This is a genomic window from Enterococcus canis NBRC 100695 (assembly GCF_001544375.1).
In the GTDB taxonomy this organism is placed as follows: domain Bacteria; phylum Bacillota; class Bacilli; order Lactobacillales; family Enterococcaceae; genus Enterococcus_H; species Enterococcus_H canis.
The window spans coordinates 1-19374 of sequence record NZ_BCQJ01000009.1 but is presented as its reverse complement, the minus strand read 5'-3'; the positions used below and the strand labels follow the sequence as shown (position 1 = coordinate 19374).

Below are 19374 nucleotides of genomic sequence, written 5' to 3'. Positions count from 1 at the left end.
AAGCCTATCCTAGCGCTCTTCTCCTACCATTTTTTCTGGTTGGACCCATTCATCAAATTCCGCCGCTGTCACATAACCTAACGCTAGAGCCGCGGCTTTTAAGGTTGTTCCTTCTTGGTAGGCCTTTTTCGCAATGGCCGCGCCTTTATCGTAGCCAATATGCGGATTCAAAGCGGTCACTAGCATCAAAGAATTTTCCACCAGTTCTGCCATCCGCCCCTGGTCAGCTTTTAGACCCGCCAAACAGTGCTGATCAAAGGAGCGCAGGCTATCCGTTAACAAGCGGATACTTTGCAATAAATTGTAGGCTATTAAAGGGAGATACACATTCAACTCAAAGTTGCCCTGTGAGGCGGCCATGCCAATGGTGCTATCATTGCCCATCACCTGTAACGCCACCATCGTCAGCGCTTCACATTGGGTTGGATTGACTTTTCCGGGCATGATGGAACTGCCGGGCTCATTGGCTGGAATCGTGATTTCGCCTAACCCACTGCGGGGACCACTGGCTAGCCAGCGAATATCGTTGGCCATCTTCATGGCATTAGCCGCTAGCGCCTTTAAGGCACCGGAAACAAAGACCGCTCCATCTCGGTTGGCCAAGCCGTGGAAATAGTTATCCGTCAACACAAAGTTTTCCGCCAGCGCGATATTCAAGGCTTCGACTGTCTCAATAGCGTAGGCAGGCGTCGCATTCAGTCCCGTTCCCACCGCAGTCCCACCTAGTGGCAATTGCCGCATTTCCGTCAAGCTTAGTTCTAACATTTGCAGCGTATGCTCAAAGCCGCTGCGCCAACCACTGATTTCTTGTGAGAAACGAACTGGTGTCGCATCCTGCAAATGGGTTCGACCAATTTTAATAATTTGATGGTTTTCTGTCTCCAACTCTTGCAAACGCGCAATCACTTGCCGAATGGCTGGCATTAACTCGGTCACGACACTCGTAACCGTCGCAACATGGATTGCCGTTGGAAAAACATCATTCGAGCTTTGGGAGCGATTAACATCATCATTAGGATGCACCGGTGTTCCCGTCAACTCTTGGGCAACATGGGCAATCACTTCATTGACGTTCATGTTGGTTTGCGTACCACTGCCTGTTTGCCAAACCTTTAAAGGAAAAGCCGTTAAATCACTAGCTAACAGCTGATCACAAGCTGCTTGAATAGCCATGGTTTTGTCTTTTGACAAACGCTCTGTCGCAAAGTTGCCAAGCGCCGCGGCCCGTTTGATTGCTAAAAGGGCCCGTAATAATTCTGGCGGCATTGTTTCAGTCCCAATCGCAAAGTTTTGGCGACTCCGTTCCGTTTGCGCCCCCCACAATGCGTCTTTGGGAACTTCGATTGCCCCCATTGAGTCTTTCTCGATTCGGTAATCCATAAGCGTCCTCCTTGCCTGATTTGCTTTCACTATACTGTATTTTTGCTTGCAAAAGCAATTCCTGACGGTGGTTTTCCTCAACTTTTGTCTGCTCTTTTCTCGTGCTATAATAAGTACAGAAAGGACGTCAGCTATGAAAAAATATTGGATACTCCCTTTGATCGTGACAATTTTGACGATCGCCAACGTAGTACTCTTATCAAATTTCCCCTTTTGGCAAGCACAACTTGCCCAATTCGCCTCTGATAAAGTGGGCTGGTTGTTTACCGGACGCAAACTACTCCAAGCCATCCTTGGCATCCTACTTATCCTTGGTTTTGCCAATGCTTTACGGAAAAGACAAGGACGTGTCAGCGGATTTTACGTGGGCTTAGCCCTCTTCAACTTGTTATTACCGCAATTATTTATGTGGATTGCTTAACGATAAATGGCCCATTCCTACGCTTACTAAACGCTGGGAATAGGCCATTTTTGTTATTGACGGCGGCCTTGACGCAATTCTTTATGCGCCTTTTTCGAACCCCGGGCTAAATCTCGTTGGAATTTTTGTTCATGAAAATCAGTAAATAAATTTTCCACCTCATAGTCTTGCGGATAAAGCTCCTGAGCAGAGAGCACCAGTTTCAGGCGGCGTAGCGGCACTTCCTGCCAGCCATCCTCCAATAGAATACGGGCCTGCTGCTCCACGGCTTCATAGAAAAGACCCGTCGCGTTGGTTTCCAAATAGGTGACCCGATCACCTTTCGTAAATTGTGGTAACACACTTTTCTGGACAGCTTTTTGCTGGACAAAGTGTTGCTGAAGCAGGGGTAAATCATGGTGGACCAAATAAGCTTTGGCCTGTTTGATCACCTCAGTAGGTAGTTGCATCCGTTGCGCGATCCAAAAGGCATTACTTTCGCCGGTTTCACCCAAGAGCAACCGATATTTAGGCTGTAACGTTTCGCTATCAAAGGCCATCGCCGCTGTTTGAAAATCAGGATGTGCCTGGGCGAATTCTTTGATTTCACCATAGTGGGTAGTGGCGATCACCAAGCCGCCTTGCTGATACATGGCATTCATACTAGCAATCGCCAGAGCCGCCCCTTCATTGGGTTCCGTACCACTGCCAATTTCATCTAGTAAAATCAAATTGTAGCGCTTGGTTTGGCGCACGATATGGGCGATATTTTGCATATGTCCCGAAAAGGTACTGAGGGCATTCCCTAAATCCTGCTGGTCTCCAATATCCACAAAAATTTCATCAAATAAGGCAATCTCTGTTTCTGGTGCCGCCGGAATCTCTAGCCCAATCATCGTCATCATGGTAACCAGTGCCACCGTCTTCAAAACAACGGTTTTGCCACCCGCGTTGGGACCGGTGATAATCAGTCCCCGGAAGGTTTCACCTAATGACACGTTAAGCGGCACGGCAACGTCCCCTAATAACGGATGGCGCACGTCCTTCAACATAATACGTTCCTCTTTGTTGATGTGCACCTGTTGCCCATCAATTTCGCGACTATATTTACCTCGCGCAAAAATCACATCATATTCGGTAATAATCTCCCGACCATAACCAATGACCGCCAAGGTTTCGGCAACGCGTCCCGTCAATTCAGCCAGAATTTGATAAACTTCAGCGGTTTCTTCAGCTTCTAAAAGACTCAATTTTTCACTAAGACGTGCGACACTCTCCGGTTCGATAAAAACCGTCACGCCTCGACCGGAAGTTTCGATCAAGCTACCTTTGATTTGATTTTTGTAAGAAGCTTTTACTGGGACCGTCCAATGACCATCCTTTTTCACCACCATCGCCTCTTGCAGCTTCGTACGATTATCTGGGTGGCGAATAAATTTCTGCAAGCGCTCCTCAATTTGTTGTTCTGTTTCTCGTATCTGTTGCCGGATTTTTTTCAAGGGGCGCGAAATCTCACTATTGACCCGGTTACCGTTTACCGCTTGGTAGATGGCGGTCTCAATTTCTTCCAAATCCGGAAGATCAGTGGCATACCGGGCTAAAAGTGGTGCTTGAAACTGATTTTTTTCCATAAAACGACGAATCAAGCGGAAACTGCGGAGAAAGTCGGCGGTCTCCGTTAATTCAGATGGCTCTAACACAAAGCCCTTTTCTACCTGTTGCAAGATCCGGTCGATTTCCCGCAATCCCATAAAAGGCATATGCTGTCCACTTGCCAGCAATAATTTTGCTTCTTTAGTCTCTTGCTGCCACGTTTCCACAACAGCTAATTGACTGGCAGGTTTTCGGTTCAACCAAATTTCTTTGGCACGTTGACTTAACATCCGCATGCGGACGGCTTCTTTAATTTCATCAAATTGAATGATTGGATCGATATTCTTCATGTATTCTCCTTCTAAAAGAAGGTACCTGTTTGAAAACAAATCAAGGGTACAAAAAAAGACGACAGAATTCCTCTATCGTCTTGAAATAGGCAATTTACGACAGGTATCCTTCAGAGCACGACAAATAAACCATAGTATTTCCGTTTACTTGCCTATTCAGCTACTCAACTAGATACGTGTTACACTCACAAAAAGACCTCATTTATTGTTTGATTTGCTTTCACCAAAACTATAACAAGAAAAAAAGCGCCTGTCAAACGCGACAAACGCTACTTTAACGGCTTCTTACGGCGCCGGAGCCACTCTTTTTGACGATTGGCTGCCACCAGATCCCGCTTTTCTTTAAAACTACGAATATTGTGGTTGAAGACTTCTGAGAGTACCAGACCTAAAGCAATCGCCCCCGCAATCATTACCACCTGAACCGCCGACTGCATGCCCATTTCATAAGAACCAGTCACAAAGCTGCGAATTGCTTGGTAAGCAATCGCGCCCGGAACTAACGGCACCATACCAGGAATATTAAAAATCGTCACTGGCATTTTCATTTTCTTTGAGGCGAAATTACTAAACACAGCCACTGCCAACGCCCCTAGCAAGGAACCAAAGGCGGGACTGCCGCCATAATGGACACAGACCCAATAGGCAAGCCAGCCAGCCGTTCCCACCAAGCCGCAGGCCAAAAGGGAACGGCGCGGCACATTAGTCAAAATCGCAAAAGCCGCCGTGGCTAAAAAACTAAATAAGATTTGTACAAGAATCGTCATAGCAGCCTCCTAAAAAATTTGAAAGACGATGGCAATCCCAAAGGCAATCATCGTCGCCGTAATCAACGCCTCTGTCCCACGGGAAACACCAGAAAGATAGTGTCCCGCCAGTAAGTCGCGAATCGCATTGGTAATTTGCACCCCTGGTACCAGTGGCATGACACAGCCGATAATAATCATATCCTGATTAGTCCCCAGTCCCAATTTCACCGATAAAATGGCCGCTACCCCAATCAACAATGCCGCAAAAAATTCCGAGAGAAACTTGATTCGAAAAACATAGACACTGTAGTAATAAACCGCATAAGCTGCCCCACCAATCACTGTAGTTAGGAGCAAGTCTGACCAACCACCACCAAACAAAATCATCAAAGTCCCGCTAATAACCGCCGCACTAATAATCTGCCACGACATGGGAAAGAAAATCTTTTCTTGGTCTAGCTGCTGCAGCTTTTGTAATAATTCCGTCGGCGTCAAAGTCCCCGCCACAAACTGGCGGGACAAATCATTGACCTTGGAAACCTTTTCCAAATTGATACTGCGGCGGGTGATTTGAACCATACGAATCGTCGAGGTCCCATCAAGCCCAACAAACAGACCCGTTTGCGTCACATAGCTTACTAAACGATAATTCCCACAAGCCAAGGCAATGCGATTCATGGTGTCTTCTACCCGATACATTTCCGCACTGCTCTCCATCATGATCTTACCTGCCAACAGACAGGTCTCTAGCAAAAAATCCGTTGATACTGGTTCCATCTTTTTTCCTCGATCATCTTTTTCTTCATCATACTATATGGAAGGAAAATCGGAAATAAATTTCCCTTGTCAGTTTTTTTCAAGAGGAGTATAATAATTTTTGTGCCGCGGGTGTAGTTTAGTGGTAAAACAGAAGCTTCCCAAGCTTCCGTCGCGAGTTCGATTCTCGTCACCCGCTTCCTTTAATAGCAACGTTTTGAGAGGGTAGTCAACTTTTTGACTACCCCTTTTTTGCGTTTTGACTACCCTTTTTGACTACCCCTGATTGTTAAAATTGACGACCCCAAGGAACATTTTCTGTTTTTTTATTTGACATAAAAGATTCAAACTTTGACAAAGTAGACACTCTATTTTTTGGTGAAACACGTGTATAAATATTGAGCGTAGTTTTTACATCAGCATGGCCTAGCCTATCTTGAATCACTTTAAATATAAATACCCATAACCTGATTGTTAAAGGTTGAGGTATTATGATATTTTTGAAACTAATATATTTCAGCTGTAACAAATCTTAAACTCAAAGAACAACATCCTCAATTACTTGAAAAAAGGCTAAAATAGTCTTATACTAATTATGTAAAGAGGACATGCGTCAACATGCCCTCACGTAGAACCGTTAAAAAGACGGTGACAAAGTTTGTGGTTTTTAACCATCTTGACTCGTCAAAGTTACAAGATGGTTATTTTTTTTGCATTTTTTCTTGTTCTTCTTGGAAGAACGAGCGTCCACTATTGCCTGCAGGAACTTCACAACTTGCGTCAACAACTCAAAAAGAGCCGTCAAACAAGGTGCTAAAATTACCAAGTAAGCAATAACTTCTGCAATCTGCAAAAGGCTTCTCCTTTCTAAAGATTTCAGCGCTCACATACATAAGCACCACCACCTTTCGGGATAGCCACCATCTTTTCGCTTTTCCACCTCTAAAATTACATCACATCATACAATTCATACCCATTTTTCCTATATCCAAATAGATTAAATAAAAGGAGCAATTCCTAAGTTAGCCATACTATTTAAACTAGCCAAATATGCCAAATAAGTATCCGTTTTTTGACACCCAAGAGGACAGCTTTGTGCTGTTACACGCCTTTATGAAGAAGACTCAAAAGACACCTAAAAGCGAACTAACCAAGGCCATCAAAGAAAAAAATGATTTTCTTTCAAGAAGGAGCTGACAAGCGATGAACTGGCAATCTTTTAAAGAAAAACATACTCTCCCCACCGAAGTGGAAGAAGCCCACAAGTTTATTATTCAATTGATTCAGTATCGAAAAATGCATAACATTCTCAGCAGCCGTTAGCCAAAACCATTGGTATGACGCAATCTCAGTTGTCCAAAATCGAAACATTTGAGGTGACACCCAAGCTTGATACCATTTTACGCATCATGGACGGGTTAGGATTAACTCTGACATTCGAGCTTAAGCATAAAATCAAATAAAAATTGAACCCGTTCTAAAAATAGGCGTCAGCCTCGTAGACTAGATGATTCTAGTATTAACGAGGCTTACGCCTATTAAGCTATCTTTTTTATCCAATTTAAATATAGAAATTATCCTCTTTTCTTGATTCATAAAGGCCTCACCAATACACCAAATTCTCCACCTCAAAGCAGGAAATATTTTGCAAATATAAAGCCCGCCACCATCAACACCACTAAAATAATGACACCTAGCCATGTACCAAAACGTTTCTTTTCGGCAATTTCGCCTTCGATGTCAGCTAGCAAGATTTGCAGTTGCTGGCGCACTCTGGGATCGGTAGTTTTCGCAATTTCCAATTTGATTTGATAAATTTTGTCTTCATCTGCTAATTGGGCCAGTTTTAGATTCAACATATTAATAGACGAACTGATCTCTGAGGCACGCCGGTCCGCATTAAAATCATTTTGATTATTCATAAAAAACACCCTCTCTTTCTATTATACTAGAAAACGATTTCATTTATTCTCAAATTTTTGTCTAACCTGCTTTATTTAGGCATGATTTGCTAAAATAAAGTGTGACGAAAGAACTTCTCAAACGTTTTATTAGTAGGGGGTGACAAAGTGGCGCAACAGAATTTGGGTGTTTTGTTCGAGGTCTATGGGGAAGCCTGCTTGTGGTATGCTTTTTCCTTGACGAAAAATCGCTATGATGCGGAAGAATTAGTCAGTGAGGCTTTCCTGGCGTTACTAACAGCGTTACCTTTTTTAGAAGAATACGGTATTAAATTTTGGCTTTTCCGTGTGATTCGGAATCGCTTTTTAGACAAGCAACGTAAGCAAAGTCGCTGGCAACGCTGGTTTTCAACTCAGACTGTAGAAAAGCCGGTTGCGACGCCCTTAGAAGAAGTAATCAAAGATGAGCGTTATCAAGCCCTATACCGTGCGATCGAAACGCTGCGGCCAGAGGATCAGGAACTGATTTTTCTCCACTATTTTGCGGATCAGTCGCTACAAGAATTGGCCTTGTTGTTCGATATGAGTTACAGCCAAACTAAGAATCGGTTGTTCCGCGGTCGCCAGAAATTAAAGGAGGTTTTAGGTCATGAAGAATTCCCCGAAATTTGATTTTGAAAAAATTCAAGCACAAACTAAACAAAAATGGCGTCTAAGTATGGTTAAGGTAATCCTACTGTCAGTTATTTTGACACTCCTACTCTTGTTAGGTGGTCAAGCACTCCTTAACCGCTTTTATTACGATCCGCAGCGGGGTAATGAGGTCGCGGTTTCTACTAGCTATGTCTTCAATCGTTTTATTCAGAATCAATTGACACAGCCTAATTCGGTTTTAGCAGATTTCCAAATCAACCGAACCGGTATTGGCACTTACGGAATTAGTGAAATTTTTGAAACAAATAGTCAAAGTAGTCAGACGCAGCAAAGTAGTCAAATCAAGCGCAACAAACAGTCAAAGGATATTTCCCTGCGCTCTCGTACCATTGGCAATACTACTTTGTTCAGTGATGAGGAGGTTCAACGAAAATTGATTGAGCCTGATCAACTGGATGCTCTGTTGGAAAGCAGTCGTGAACTGCCCCGTAGTAGTCAACTCACCTTGAATGTCTTATTTAAAAAGGATTTATCCCTAGATGAGTATGCCCATTGGACAACCTATAATGCTCCCACTAGCGATACGCTATGGTACGCTGTGCGGACGAAAAAGCGCGCTGAAAATGAACGCCCGTATATCGTGGGCTTCTCGCCCAATGGTCATTCAGGACAGCTACCGGAATTAAAAGAAACGCCACAGCTACAAGAAAAGTATCCTTTACTAAATTCTTTCTGGGCTACTGATGAGCAAAATAAATGGTCCGATGAAAAACGGGAAACCACTCGTTTTACCTCCATGTTGCGTTACTTGCAAAGTCAAACCGATTTTATCAATTTAGCCAGTGAAGGTGAGCAACCACTGTCTGAAAAACAGATAGCTGAAACCTTGGCTTATGTAGAGGAGCATGGCGTTAAAATTTACGGCGCTACCGTGACCCTATCGGTACAAAATCTGGAGCTGCTGCTAAAATCAGAGGATCTTGCCGCGGCTTACCTGACAGAAGTGGCACTGATTCGCCTCTGAACCTATAACCCTTTTTATAATGAAAAGAGCTACAAGTACTGCCCAAGCAGTCTCCGTAACTCCTTCAAATTAAATCCCTTCATTGTTCAAAAATGCCTCTAAGCCTAGGACACACCACAGGCTAGGAGGCATTTTTGTTTTATCTGTACTGCAAATATTTAGACTAATTTGCTGTCTTCATCTGCTGCTGGTTGGAACCTGCTGATTTCATCCAAGGTGGCAATTAGTGTTTGGTGTGCTTGATCATAGGCGGCGATTTCGGACCCAAATTGTTCGTTAAAGCCGGCTAGTCCACCAGCCGCAAAGGCATATTCATAATGATAGACTTGGTCGTAATCTTTGGCGAAGCGTTTCAGCAACTCTATTTTGCCGTCTAGCTGCAGCGCCATTTGAATTGTTCGAAAGTCAGTATACCCTAACTCAAATTGAACTGCCCAAATTCTCATAAAATCGTGTTGATTTTTGATATGTTGAAAATGGTGTTCGGTGGTACTGCGTAATTGTGCAATGGAGCCTCTAACATCTAGCATCTTTCTTCATCCTTTCCTGACTCAAATAACAGCTGCGGGCGGCTAACTAAACTGCCGCTGTCCCCAGCGTTTTACTCATAAGAATATGTTCCACAGGTGCCTGGGGCAATAAGTAGCGTTCGCCAGTAGTGTGATAGCCGTGTCTTTCATAGAAAGGCTGGGCGGTGACGCGGGCCTCTAGTTCAATCGTTGTGGCACCCTCGTTTAAAGCCGCTTTTTCTAATGCTTGCAGTAACTGTGATCCGACACCTTGACTCTGCAAGGAATCATCCACCACGAGATATTCGACCTTCCGCACTGGTTCTGAACCCCCTGCTAAAATACCGAAGCCCATTAGCTGCGTTTCTGAAAAGGCTCCTAATATCAACGCTGTCTGTTCACTAGACAAGTCTTCATCCATAATATCCAAGCCTAAAGGATGGCGCATGACCTGGTTACGCAAGTCGAGGGTGGCTTGATAAGCCGGTGTGGCATACGCAATTTTTTTAATTTTCATCTTTTCGCCCCCTTCTTTTTTAATTATACGCCTTTTCTGACCAGCCTCCCTCTGATACGCTTTAGCAACTTTACATCCTTTTTACACAAATCTCGTCAAAACTTGGTATTGGCTTTGTATCATGAAGAGGAAGAGAATTCTTCAAAATCCCCCTGTGGAAGGATGTTTCGATGTTCAAAAAAATCATGCCCTTATTATTGGTGGTCTTTGCTGGCTGTGCAGCACAAGTCTCCACAACGCCTGGCAAGGAAATCCCTTTGACTGGCGCAGTCAATGTTCGTGACCTAGGCGGTTATGAAACCGTTGATGGGCACAAAATCAAACCCCAACGCCTGTTACGCGGTGCCCAGCTAGGTCATTTGACGACCGCAGATATTCAAAAGCTAACCAAAGAGGAACACTTGGACCAAATTGTGGATTTCCGGACAGAAAGCGAAGTCGCGCAATTGCCTGACCCCGAGATAAAAGAAGTCAGCTATTTGCACGACCCTATCATGAAGGATACTGGTCAAAGCACTAGTATGCAGGACTTTATGGCCAATCTCTCCCAACTGGAAAATCCCGAAAGCTATTTAATTCAAGCGAACCAACAGTTTGTAACGGACCCTTTTGCCCGTAAAGGCTACCGCCAATTTTTTGATATCTTGTTGGCTAACGAGACTGGCGCCACCCTTTGGCATTGTACCGCTGGCAAAGATCGGGCTGGCTTTGGAACAGCCTTGGTCCTTTCAGCCTTAGGGGTCCCCAAGGAAACGGTGGTAAAGGATTACCTCCTCTCTAACGATTTCCGTGAAGAGGAAAATCAGAAAACCTTAGCGCAAATGAAGGGAGCGGACGAAAAAGCCCAAGAGGCAATGCGCGCTTTATTAGAAGTTCGTCCCAGTTATATTGAAGCTGCCTTTGAGCAAATGGAACAGGATTATGGCAGTGTGGAAGGCTATCTTACCAAAGGTCTTGGCTTGTCCCAACAAGCTTTGCAGCAATTGAAAAAGCTCTATTTAGCTTGAATCAGTTAGTATGATAACAAGCCACAATAAAAGACTCGACTACCATTTGAAACTCCCCATACAGGGGCTTCAGATAGTAGCCGAGTCTCTTTTAGTCTAAATAGTCTTCATCATTGAATTCGGCCTGCTCATAGGTCCCTTTATCCTTAAAAAAGTGATTGTAGCGACCTTTAAAGCGTGTGAATAGATAAATAACCACCAGCTTGATCAACGTATAGATAGGAATTCCGAAGATGACACCTACTACCCCTAGCAAATCCCCCATTACTAATAAGACAATCATGATGGTAATTGGATGAATTTTCAAACGATCTCCCATCACCCGAGGAACCACTAAATCGCCATGAAGTAGTTGCACCACAAACCAAATCACGACAAATTTCACCACCATAAAGCCTGAATCTTGGAAGGCAATGAAAAGGCCTGGTAGAAAAGCCAAGAAAGATCCCACATAAGGAATGATACTTAAAATCCCAGCGGCCACGGCTAAAACTGTGGCATATTTCAAGCCAATCACCAAGAACGTTACCCAATAGATCAAGCCTAACAATAAAGAGGCAATCACTTGACCCTTTAGATAGGCGCCTAGTTGTTGATTGGCTACATTCACCAGCTGTTTAAAATCTTTCCGAAAGCCTGGTGGTACGATGCGTAAAACTGCCTGATAAAATTTATGTGGGTCTTTCAATAGGAAAAAGGCAATAATTGGTCCCACAAACATCGTCACTAAGGTGGAAGAAACGGCAGAAAAAATGTTGCCTAGTCCTTCAGCGCCAGCCTGCCAATTTTTACCAATATAGTCAGCAGCTTGTTTCACCACTTGGTCGATGGAAGTAATCAGTTGGTCGATCTGTTCTTTGAGGGGCGTATTGTCAAAAAAGGCTTGAACTTCTTTTTGGAAGTTATCAAACAACGCCGGTAGCTGTTCTACCAGGTCTTGCGCCTGATCGATCACTAGCTGTGTCAGTTGAACTCCCGCTAAGCCAATCAACGCTAAAGCAACAATGTAGACAACCGCCACCGCCCAGCCTCGCGGCATTTTCTGCGCCAGCTTTTTGACTAATGGATTGAATACATAGTACAAGACCAGCCCGAAAACTAACGGCGGCAATGTTACCAGTAAAATCGTCACAAATGGCTTAAAAACAAAGTATATTTTGTCTAGCATAAAAATCGTACAGGCGGAGAGCAAAACCAGTCCTAAAACATAATAAGAGGTCTTTCCGCCGAGAAAGGCAATCAATCTATTTTTCATCTCAAAACTCCTCAGCTTTTTTATTTATCATAACAAAAAATGGCAAATAATACTGCTATCATAGCTGCTAACCCAATGAAAAAGCAGCAGTAGTCTGGGACGGACCACTGCTGCCATTTTGAGTTTATTCGTTATGGAAAACCTTGCCTCCACGAGAATAGGCAGGTTCGTTAATACCTGCTTGATGATTGACATAGCGAGCTGCTACGAAGAAGTAATCAGATAAACGATTGACCCAAGTCAAAACAGCTTCATTAATTTCTTCCTCCATAGCAACCCCACTAATCAGCCGTTCGGCGCGGCGCGCGATAGTACGGGCGACATGGAGCTTAGCCGCAAGAGGCGTACCCCCCGGTAGAATAAACCGTTCAATCGGTGGTGTTTGGTTTACGAATTGATCGATTTGCTTTTCAAGCTGTTCCGTGTATTCTGGCGTCACTTTAAAAGCCGTTTTAATCTTCGGTGTAGCCAAATCAGCACCGGCATCAAATAAAATATTCTGAATTTCCACCAATTGACTAGCTAATTCAGGTGTTACTTTTTCTTCTGCTAAAATCAAACCAATCCACGCATTCAACTCATCCAAGGTCCCGTAACCATCGACTCTAGCGTCATTCTTGGCTACCTTTTTTCCACCAATCAAGCGTGTATAACCTTTATCTCCCGTTTTTGTATAGATCTTCATACTATTTCCTCCCTATAAGCCACATTTCAATTGAATTTTACAATTAGTACACGTACTGCAGCCGCCAATTTCCACAACTTCGCCTTCACGGCAGATAGGACAGCGATTACCTGGCTCACTACCATAAACAATTGTTTCCTGCTCCACAGTCGCCGTAGCGGTTTGCTCAACTACCTCCGCTTCAAGACTCAAAACCTGACTATCACGACTCCCATCCACATAGACTGTGCCACCCTTGGCACCACCAGTATATAAAGCTTCATAGACACTGGCGACTTCGGCCACCGTATAACCTTTAGGTGCATTAACTGTTTTGGAGATAGAACTATCCACCCACCGCTGGATGGCACATTGTACCGCCACATGCTCTTCCGGTAATAGCTCCATCGCACTAACAAATTCTTCTGGCAACGTATCTGCTTCGGGATGGCGTCTAAAGTAGTCAGCCACGATATCAGCTTGAACTTCAATACTTTTTCCTAAACGACCGCTACGGAAATAACGGAAAGAAAAATAAGGTTCCAAGCCAGTTGCGACACCGACCATTGTCCCCGTTGAGCCAGTCGGCGCGACAGTCAGCAGATGTGAGTTACGAATGCCGTAACGCAAAATGTCTTGACGAATTTTTTCAGGCATCCGTTTCATATACCCCGATGAAATGAAGCGGCGCCGTAGTGCCAAAGTTTCTTCTTCTGTTTCTCCAACCAAGAAAGGAAAGCTGCCTTTTTCCTGTGCTAATTCAATAGAGGTTGCATAGGCCGTTTCCGCCATGGTTTGAAAAACTTCCTCCACGATTTTAATTCCTTTAGGCGAACCATAGCGTGTTCCCGTATAAATCAACAAGTCCGCTAAACCCATGACACCTAAGCCGATGCGCCGTTCACCCAAGGCCTGTTTGCGATTTTCCTCTAAGAAATATGGCGTTGCATCAATCACCAAGTCTTGAAACTGAACTGCCCGCGTCACACTTTGACGCAATTTTTCGTAGTCGATGGTTCCTGTTTCCTTGTTCACCATATTTGCTAAATTGATTGCAGCTAAATTGCAGACAGAATAAGGCGGCAATGGTTGTTCTCCACAAGGATTAGTGGCTACGACCTGTTGGCCATATGCCTGTGCGTTGGTCATCTCATTAGCATTATCAATAAAGAAGATACCCGGCTCTGCAGAATAGGTTGCACAGAGGGTAATCAAGTGCCACAGCTCACGCGCCTTGATTCGTTTGTAAACAGTAACCGGATAACCCTTAGCTGCCCATTGCCGCACATCACCTAGCTCTTGCCATTCACGGTCATAGATAGCCATTTCTGCTGCCGTCAGCTTTTCTACTGCCGGAAAACGCAGTTCATAATCAGCATCCTGCGCAACTGCCTCCATAAAGTCCTGGGTGACACAGACAGAAATATTGGCTCCAGTCAGACAGTCAGGATCTTTTACTCCATAGCTGCCCCCCACTTTCAGTAAACGTTCTAGATAGCTTCTTTCTGTAGCAGGTAGCTGTTCATTGGTCAAAGCCGCTTGATAAATTTCAGGATGCTCCAGAGGCATAAATTGTAACTTTTCCTCCGCCAAGCGACGAATATCTTCGTCCTGTGTTTCTTGAATCAGCTTGCGTAATACATCTGGATTTTGCATCTTGGCAATAACGAATTCAATGATATCAGGATGCCAATCAGCCATCATGATCATTTGCGCACCACGACGGCTGCCTCCTTGCTCCACTAAATGCGTGAGCTGTGAGAGATCATTCAGCCAGGAAACGGCACCTGAAGACTTACCATTGACGCCACGGACGTAGGCATGTTTTGGTCTGAGGGTTGAGCCATTCGTCCCCACGCCACCACCACGACTCATAATTTCCATCACTTGTTTGCGGTGATCTGAGATACCACCACGAGAGTCGGGAATCAACGGCATCACATAGCAATTAAAATAGGTCACTTGAGAATCCGTACCGGCCCCATACAAGACTCGCCCTGCTGGAATAAAGTTTTGTTCCGCCATTTCTTGGTAGAATACCGTTTCCAAGGCTGCTCGCTTCTCACCGGCTTTTTCAGCGATTCCTCCAGCGACCCGTGCCGCAATCTGTTCAAAATATATTTCTAAAGGTTTTTCAATTGCGGTCCGGCGTAATTGAATGGTTGATTGGCCGATAGCCCCTTGATACTCCTCCTCCACCTGCAAAGTAATCTGGTCACCATCAATCGCCAGTACATAGCCAATTCCTCGTGTCGGATATTGTGAATCCTCAATGAGCGTTGCGACCACCAAATCACCGACTTGTAAGGTCTGTAGCGCTACATCTTTTACCGTGTAGCGATCCAGCATCACCATGCGAGAAATCCCATCGAAGGTTTGTGTCATATCTTCACGAATTGCATGAACCTCAGGAAAAGCTGCAATTGACTGGTTTAACTGTTGAATCTGTTCGCTTGTATACCGTTTCATAGCAAAATAACCCTTTCTATATCAACACTATATATAGTGGTTTTTCGTATAACAAACAAATCCTAGCACTAGATATAGAAATACTCAAGCGGCTAAAAATGCAGTTCACCGGATCACTTGTTATTTATTTTTCAGAAAAGAATCACAGTAACAAGTGCTCTTCATTTCTATAGAAAAATAATAATTATTTATTCCAGTGATTGTTTTTTTTAAAAGATCTTTTTACTAAAATGAACTCGACAAGAGGGATACTCTTTTGTTTAACGAACAAAAGCAGAAGCTAGCTTTTACCCTTAAATCCTTTTAAATAGTACCAAACGCACAACAAAAAGCTTGGTCTGAAAGGCACCTATTAATGTTCCTTTTCAAATCAAGCTTTTTTCGCTATGTGATTGTCAGCCAGGGAATCTCAGGCGCCGTCTTTTTGATAGCAGAGTAGACGTCATCAAAAGAACCATCCAGGCCACTCAAATTGATTTCCACCGTTTTTCCCTCTTTGGGTTTGATAAACAATAATTCTTCAGTTGTAGCGGGCTGACCATTTTGGCCACCACCGCGCACTCTGGTGCCATAACGGAGACTTTCGATCTGGGGATAGCGTAACGACTCACTGCGGTTAAAGACACCATACCGTAAGCCATCCGCCTCTACCGCAATCACTGGCTGATTCGCAACCAGCCACATTAAGGCTTGGATAAAGCCAAAAGCAGCGGCTCCGCCGATGATCACTGGTGCAATCACAAAGATTGCCTGCATTAAACCCTCCATTGGCATCCCTAAACTAGTCACCAAAAAGAAAATCGCAAAAACTACCGCAAAGCCTGTTAAAAACAACTGAAGCAAAATCCGTGATTTTTTCCGGTAAAATACCATAGCCACACCTCGTTTTCTTTTAATATCTCATATTCAATGGGGGAAAGCTATCGCTCTTTTTCAAATAAATCAATGAGTTATTGCCTCACTGCGGATATTGAACTTCAAATTCTTTCACAAAGTCCTTCAAAAAATTCTGTTCTCCCCAAGTATTGTATTTGGACATGATACCACGGCTGCCACCGGAAGTAATGACGACGGACATAATCAGCTGTTGCCCCAAGCCCACCAGCGTGATATTCAAGCTGGTGCGATTACCACCAGTAACACTATAACGTTCATAGACTCGTACTGCTACTTGTGTTTGCTGACTGACAATATCACTGGCGTCTTCAAAGCTAACGGACAGACTGCTTTTTTTGATTACGTCCTCGCATACAGCTAGACAAGCCTCAAAATCACCACGAAATTGACGTTCATATTTAGCCATTTTCAAGTCTCCACCGTCTTATTCAATCTTGTCCCAAGTAAACCCCAGCATGTATTCTTTCGTACTAGTCAGTATTCCCATCCTTCACATCAGTCAACGTAATCGTAGCGCTGGTTTCTTTCGGTCCAGCTGCGAGCTTCTGTAAATTCTGCAAAATCAAAATGATCCAAGCAAAAGCCAGTATAAAAGCCAACAGCTCGAAAGCCGTTAAAGATAAGTAATGAATATTTTGGAACAAAATACTGATCACCACTAAAAGAACGCCAATCACATAGGAAGTCACAATGAACTCATCATTACCAGCAGGCAACAGCCACTTGATGCCAGCCATCAGGATAATCATCAAATAAATCAGCATAGCGGCGACTTGATTATGCACGCCGACGAATGGACCGGTCTCAGTATAAGGAAATAGCCCCACACCTCCTAAAGTAATAGCCGTCAGTGTCAGTAACACGCGTAAAATCCTTAGCCGGATATTTTTGGGATAAAATCGTTCGATTCGGACGAATAAAAAATCTAGCAGCGCAATCATTAATAGGGCAGCTAAAATCAAGGTGAGATTGAACTGCCAGCTATTAGTAGCTTCATAGGTTCCGAGAAAACTGAAGTTATATTGCCACCAGTAATTGTCACTGTTCAGGGCCATCGCCAACATAACACCGCCGAAAATCGTGACGGTCAATAAATTAGTCAAAAACCTGGGCGTCAAACTAAGCGCCACAAAAATCAAAGTATAGTTGATAATGGCATCAAATAGAGCAAACAATACTGTTGCAGTAAATAAGTCGAAGCTGGCGCCTAAAAAGACGAGGCGCATCATCCGAAAGAACAGGCTGATTGCCAAAAAGCCGATAATAGCCAATGCCACAAAAATTGCCGGCAAGTTGCGCCAATAGATATCTTTCGTATTGGTTTCAATCGCTTGGCGCTTGCCGCGAATAAAAAAATACAAAAAGCTGACTAAGCCGCCGATTAAGCCTAAAGCCAGAACAAAGCTGGCAATCGACTGGTCGCCATTTAACAGTACTTGGTGATTGCCTAGCTTTAGCTGTCCCAAAAGAAAAAGACTTGTCAGTAACAGCGTAGGCAAAAGATACCAGCGTAAAGAAATTTTCTGGACGTCGGTACGGTGATGCTCATTAACCAACAGTAAGCCCTCCGTAGTCGTCTCCACTTGTAACGCCTCTGGATCAGACAATTGATATTTCTCAGCCGTCTCATCAGAAATCGTTATTTTCAGGACCTTCATTGCGATCCACTCCTCTCTATGCTGAGTATACCCAACATAGGGCCTCTTCCTCAACTAAGACTCGCTGGTAAAATAAAGTTTGTTACAATTAAGAAACGTTCGTTGTTTAATCGAGCTGTCTCATTGTCCCGCCCTCTGCCATCTGTTATGATAAAGAAAACGATACCAAAGGGATGACGACTCATGCTCCTATTAGATAAAGGAAAGCAGCTGCGCTTTCAAATTTTACAATTTTTTTTGGAAAGTGATACCCCCACCGTGGAGATTCGGCGAATTGCCGAACAGCTGAAAGTCTCCGACTATTTAGTCAAACAGCACTTAAAGCGCCTCAAAGAAGACTTGGCAGATTATCCTGAAGTGGGCATCCAATTTGAAGTGGATGAGGAGAAAAAAGAAGTCTTGATCCAGCGTGTAATGCCGGACGAGGTCTTTGAGCTGTCCAATATTTATTTAAAAAACTCAGAAGAATTCCAGCTTTTTTACCACCTCTTGACAGACCCGGGGCAACCATTGAAGCACTATGGTCAAGCACTCTTTCTATCAACTTCTAAGGTCTATAAAATCAAACAAGATTTACAAACGCGCCTCAAGCCCTATGAATTGGTGATTGACACGGAAAACAGACTAGCTGGGGATGAGCTGACGGTTCGCAAAAATCTCTTTACCTTCTATTTGAAAAAATTCCACTCACTGGCTTTTCCATTTTCTAAGAAATTACGGCATGACCTGCGCGTACTGGTTCATTATATCGAAGTAGAATTAGGTCACCCATTGTCTGAGATTGAGCGTATCAAATTGATCTATTTAATGTCCGTCCAATACTACCGCATCAAGTCAGGCGCCGTGATCCAGCATTTCAAGTCATTTATTGAGGTAAAGTCGGATGATCCCATTCTGCTGTTGATCCAATGGTTTTTAGTGACCATCGGCTGTCCGGCTCATTTGATTTACAAAGAAAGTGCCTATGTCTATATGTTTCTCGCTGTGGAAAAGTTTTTCCCAGTGGATCATAGCCGCATTCACTTTCCTGACGTTTTTGAGGAAAAGTCTGACGAACTACTGGCGTGGGTCGACGAAATTTCAACAGTGCCGATTGTCGCCGAAACGCGGATGATTCTGTTTCATGAATCCATGCTGATTAACTATAAATACCTCACATATTATTCGAAAATTGTGGACGATTACCGCGACACTTTCTTACTAAACTATGAGCGCAGTTATCCCCATTTATTCTTCACAGTGAAGGAATATTTGTACAATCACTCTAGTCAAAGGGTCTGGAAGTTCCGTGACCAGCTGCTGATGGAATATATCTTTATTTTTACGAAATATTTACCTCCTACGGCTTACGAAGATACGGTCCACGTCACCATCGACTTTTCTATGGGGGAACAATTCAACGACTACATCGCTCGCTCCCTGCAATCAATGGACAATATGACCATCCAAGTAACCCGCGGTGCTGATCAGCCCTGCGACATTTATCTATCCGATTTTTCCCCATTAGGTGCGCGGGATCATGCGATTCTATGGTCAGGCCCGCCTAATGAAAAGGACTGGAGCTTTTTGATGGATACCATCGCCGCCGTTC

General features: G+C 43.9%; 21 protein-coding genes and 1 tRNA gene. 8 read left to right on the top strand and 14 right to left on the bottom strand.

Features of this window, described 5'->3' with window-relative positions; genetic code table 11:
- Nucleotides 1–9 precede the first annotated feature (9 nt).
- Entirely contained in the window at nt 10–1380 is a 1371-nt protein-coding gene (locus tag ECA01S_RS11395) for a class II fumarate hydratase (protein ID WP_067395560.1), read from the bottom strand.
- Nucleotides 1381–1513: 133 nt separating this feature from the next.
- Here ECA01S_RS11395 and ECA01S_RS11390 point away from each other — a divergent pair, with 133 nt between their 5' ends.
- A complete protein-coding gene (locus ECA01S_RS11390) occupies nt 1514–1801 on the top strand; it encodes a hypothetical protein (protein WP_067395557.1) in 288 nt (95 codons plus the stop codon).
- Nucleotides 1802–1854: 53 nt separating this feature from the next.
- Here the strand turns inward: ECA01S_RS11390 and ECA01S_RS11385 are convergent, their stop codons facing one another.
- The 3 genes from ECA01S_RS11385 to ECA01S_RS11375 all read right to left on the bottom strand — a co-directional run bounded on the left by ECA01S_RS11385 (nt 1855) and on the right by ECA01S_RS11375 (nt 5249).
- Entirely contained in the window at nt 1855–3723 is a 1869-nt protein-coding gene (locus ECA01S_RS11385; RefSeq protein ID WP_067395554.1) for an endonuclease MutS2, read from the bottom strand.
- A 269-nt stretch (nt 3724–3992) separates the two neighbouring features.
- A complete protein-coding gene (locus ECA01S_RS11380) occupies nt 3993–4490 on the bottom strand; it encodes a threonine/serine exporter family protein (RefSeq protein ID WP_067395551.1) in 498 nt (165 codons plus the stop codon).
- A gap of 9 nt (nt 4491–4499) precedes the next feature.
- Entirely contained in the window at nt 4500–5249 is a 750-nt protein-coding gene (locus ECA01S_RS11375; RefSeq protein WP_067395548.1) for a threonine/serine exporter family protein, read from the bottom strand.
- 107 nt (nt 5250–5356) lie between these two features.
- Here ECA01S_RS11375 and ECA01S_RS11370 point away from each other — a divergent pair.
- Nucleotides 5357–5427 (top strand) — tRNA-Gly (locus tag ECA01S_RS11370).
- Nucleotides 5428–5895: 468 nt separating this feature from the next.
- Here the strand turns inward: ECA01S_RS11370 and ECA01S_RS11365 are convergent.
- A complete protein-coding gene (locus ECA01S_RS11365) occupies nt 5896–6081 on the bottom strand; it encodes a hypothetical protein (RefSeq protein ID WP_067395545.1) in 186 nt (61 codons plus the stop codon).
- Nucleotides 6082–6278: 197 nt separating this feature from the next.
- Between ECA01S_RS11365 and ECA01S_RS14730 the strand changes: the two genes are divergently transcribed.
- Nucleotides 6279–6425 carry a type II toxin-antitoxin system RelE/ParE family toxin gene (locus tag ECA01S_RS14730; RefSeq protein WP_082703303.1) on the top strand — a complete coding sequence of 49 codons (147 nt, stop codon included), beginning with the start codon at nt 6279–6281 and terminating at the stop codon, nt 6423–6425.
- 140 nt (nt 6426–6565) lie between these two features.
- Nucleotides 6566–6691 (top strand): helix-turn-helix domain-containing protein, encoded by a 126-nt coding sequence (locus ECA01S_RS14840; RefSeq protein ID WP_082703302.1) that lies wholly within the window; start codon nt 6566–6568, stop codon nt 6689–6691.
- 165 nt (nt 6692–6856) lie between these two features.
- Here the strand turns inward: ECA01S_RS14840 and ECA01S_RS11360 are convergent, their stop codons facing one another.
- Entirely contained in the window at nt 6857–7150 is a 294-nt protein-coding gene (locus ECA01S_RS11360) for a hypothetical protein (RefSeq protein WP_067395543.1), read from the bottom strand.
- 147 nt (nt 7151–7297) lie between these two features.
- On the opposite strand from ECA01S_RS11360, the gene ECA01S_RS11355 reads away from it, so the two are divergent.
- Entirely contained in the window at nt 7298–7801 is a 504-nt protein-coding gene (locus ECA01S_RS11355) for an RNA polymerase sigma factor (protein ID WP_067395540.1), read from the top strand.
- On the top strand, nt 7779–8807 hold the full coding sequence (locus ECA01S_RS11350; protein ID WP_067395538.1) for an anti sigma factor C-terminal domain-containing protein: 1029 nt from the start codon (nt 7779–7781) through the stop codon (nt 8805–8807). Before ECA01S_RS11355 ends, ECA01S_RS11350 begins: the two co-directional genes overlap by 23 nt.
- Nucleotides 8808–8965: 158 nt before the next feature.
- Here the strand turns inward: ECA01S_RS11350 and ECA01S_RS11345 are convergent, their stop codons facing one another.
- A complete protein-coding gene (locus ECA01S_RS11345; protein WP_067395536.1) occupies nt 8966–9337 on the bottom strand; it encodes a hypothetical protein in 372 nt (123 codons plus the stop codon).
- 46 nt (nt 9338–9383) lie between these two features.
- Entirely contained in the window at nt 9384–9833 is a 450-nt protein-coding gene (locus ECA01S_RS11340; protein ID WP_067395534.1) for a GNAT family N-acetyltransferase, read from the bottom strand.
- 170 nt (nt 9834–10003) lie between these two features.
- Here ECA01S_RS11340 and ECA01S_RS11335 point away from each other — a divergent pair, with 170 nt between their 5' ends.
- Nucleotides 10004–10840 (top strand): tyrosine-protein phosphatase, encoded by an 837-nt coding sequence (locus ECA01S_RS11335; RefSeq protein ID WP_067395532.1) that lies wholly within the window; start codon nt 10004–10006, stop codon nt 10838–10840.
- Between the two features lie 91 nt (nt 10841–10931).
- Here ECA01S_RS11335 and ECA01S_RS11330 read toward each other — a convergent pair whose 3' ends face one another.
- The 6 genes from ECA01S_RS11330 to ECA01S_RS11305 all read right to left on the bottom strand — a co-directional run bounded on the left by ECA01S_RS11330 (nt 10932) and on the right by ECA01S_RS11305 (nt 17783).
- On the bottom strand, nt 10932–12095 hold the full coding sequence (locus tag ECA01S_RS11330; protein WP_067395529.1) for an AI-2E family transporter: 1164 nt from the start codon (nt 12093–12095) through the stop codon (nt 10932–10934).
- A 124-nt stretch (nt 12096–12219) separates the two neighbouring features.
- The gene (locus tag ECA01S_RS11325; protein WP_067395526.1) at nt 12220–12780 is read right to left on the bottom strand and encodes a cob(I)yrinic acid a,c-diamide adenosyltransferase; all 561 of its coding nucleotides are present in this window, start codon (nt 12778–12780) and stop codon (nt 12220–12222) included.
- Between the two features lie 12 nt (nt 12781–12792).
- Nucleotides 12793–15228 (bottom strand): vitamin B12-dependent ribonucleotide reductase, encoded by a 2436-nt coding sequence (locus ECA01S_RS11320; RefSeq protein ID WP_067395523.1) that lies wholly within the window; start codon nt 15226–15228, stop codon nt 12793–12795.
- Between the two features lie 384 nt (nt 15229–15612).
- On the bottom strand, nt 15613–16107 hold the full coding sequence (locus ECA01S_RS11315) for a hypothetical protein (RefSeq protein ID WP_143139594.1): 495 nt from the start codon (nt 16105–16107) through the stop codon (nt 15613–15615).
- A 79-nt stretch (nt 16108–16186) separates the two neighbouring features.
- Nucleotides 16187–16531 carry a DUF6054 family protein gene (locus tag ECA01S_RS11310; RefSeq protein WP_071858962.1) on the bottom strand — a complete coding sequence of 115 codons (345 nt, stop codon included), beginning with the start codon at nt 16529–16531 and terminating at the stop codon, nt 16187–16189.
- Between the two features lie 64 nt (nt 16532–16595).
- On the bottom strand, nt 16596–17783 hold the full coding sequence (locus tag ECA01S_RS11305; protein ID WP_067395514.1) for a DUF998 domain-containing protein: 1188 nt from the start codon (nt 17781–17783) through the stop codon (nt 16596–16598).
- 237 nt (nt 17784–18020) lie between these two features.
- Here ECA01S_RS11305 and ECA01S_RS11300 point away from each other — a divergent pair.
- A partial coding sequence (locus ECA01S_RS11300) for a helix-turn-helix domain-containing protein (RefSeq protein ID WP_217994737.1) occupies nt 18021–19374 on the top strand: 1354 nt, incomplete at its 3' end.

Excerpts from the sequence above, each read along its gene's own strand:
- ECA01S_RS11395 (WP_067395560.1), bottom strand. The coding sequence starts at position 1,380 with ATGGATTACCGAATCGAGAAAGACTCAATGGGGGCAATCGAAGTTCCC.
- ECA01S_RS11390 (WP_067395557.1), top strand. The coding sequence starts at position 1,514 with ATGAAAAAATATTGGATACTCCCTTTGATCGTGACAATTTTGACGATC.
- ECA01S_RS11385 (WP_067395554.1), bottom strand. The coding sequence starts at position 3,723 with ATGAAGAATATCGATCCAATCATTCAATTTGATGAAATTAAAGAAGCC.
- ECA01S_RS11380 (WP_067395551.1), bottom strand. The coding sequence starts at position 4,490 with ATGACGATTCTTGTACAAATCTTATTTAGTTTTTTAGCCACGGCGGCT.
- ECA01S_RS11375 (WP_067395548.1), bottom strand. The coding sequence starts at position 5,249 with ATGGAACCAGTATCAACGGATTTTTTGCTAGAGACCTGTCTGTTGGCA.
- ECA01S_RS14730 (WP_082703303.1), top strand. The coding sequence starts at position 6,279 with ATGCCAAATAAGTATCCGTTTTTTGACACCCAAGAGGACAGCTTTGTG.
- ECA01S_RS14840 (WP_082703302.1), top strand. The coding sequence starts at position 6,566 with ATGACGCAATCTCAGTTGTCCAAAATCGAAACATTTGAGGTGACACCC.
- ECA01S_RS11360 (WP_067395543.1), bottom strand. The coding sequence starts at position 7,150 with ATGAATAATCAAAATGATTTTAATGCGGACCGGCGTGCCTCAGAGATC.
- ECA01S_RS11350 (WP_067395538.1), top strand. The coding sequence starts at position 7,779 with ATGAAGAATTCCCCGAAATTTGATTTTGAAAAAATTCAAGCACAAACT.
- ECA01S_RS11345 (WP_067395536.1), bottom strand. The coding sequence starts at position 9,337 with ATGCTAGATGTTAGAGGCTCCATTGCACAATTACGCAGTACCACCGAA.
- ECA01S_RS11340 (WP_067395534.1), bottom strand. The coding sequence starts at position 9,833 with ATGAAAATTAAAAAAATTGCGTATGCCACACCGGCTTATCAAGCCACC.
- ECA01S_RS11335 (WP_067395532.1), top strand. The coding sequence starts at position 10,004 with ATGTTCAAAAAAATCATGCCCTTATTATTGGTGGTCTTTGCTGGCTGT.
- ECA01S_RS11330 (WP_067395529.1), bottom strand. The coding sequence starts at position 12,095 with ATGAAAAATAGATTGATTGCCTTTCTCGGCGGAAAGACCTCTTATTAT.
- ECA01S_RS11325 (WP_067395526.1), bottom strand. The coding sequence starts at position 12,780 with ATGAAGATCTATACAAAAACGGGAGATAAAGGTTATACACGCTTGATT.
- ECA01S_RS11320 (WP_067395523.1), bottom strand. The coding sequence starts at position 15,228 with ATGAAACGGTATACAAGCGAACAGATTCAACAGTTAAACCAGTCAATT.
- ECA01S_RS11310 (WP_071858962.1), bottom strand. The coding sequence starts at position 16,531 with ATGGCTAAATATGAACGTCAATTTCGTGGTGATTTTGAGGCTTGTCTA.
- ECA01S_RS11305 (WP_067395514.1), bottom strand. The coding sequence starts at position 17,783 with ATGAAGGTCCTGAAAATAACGATTTCTGATGAGACGGCTGAGAAATAT.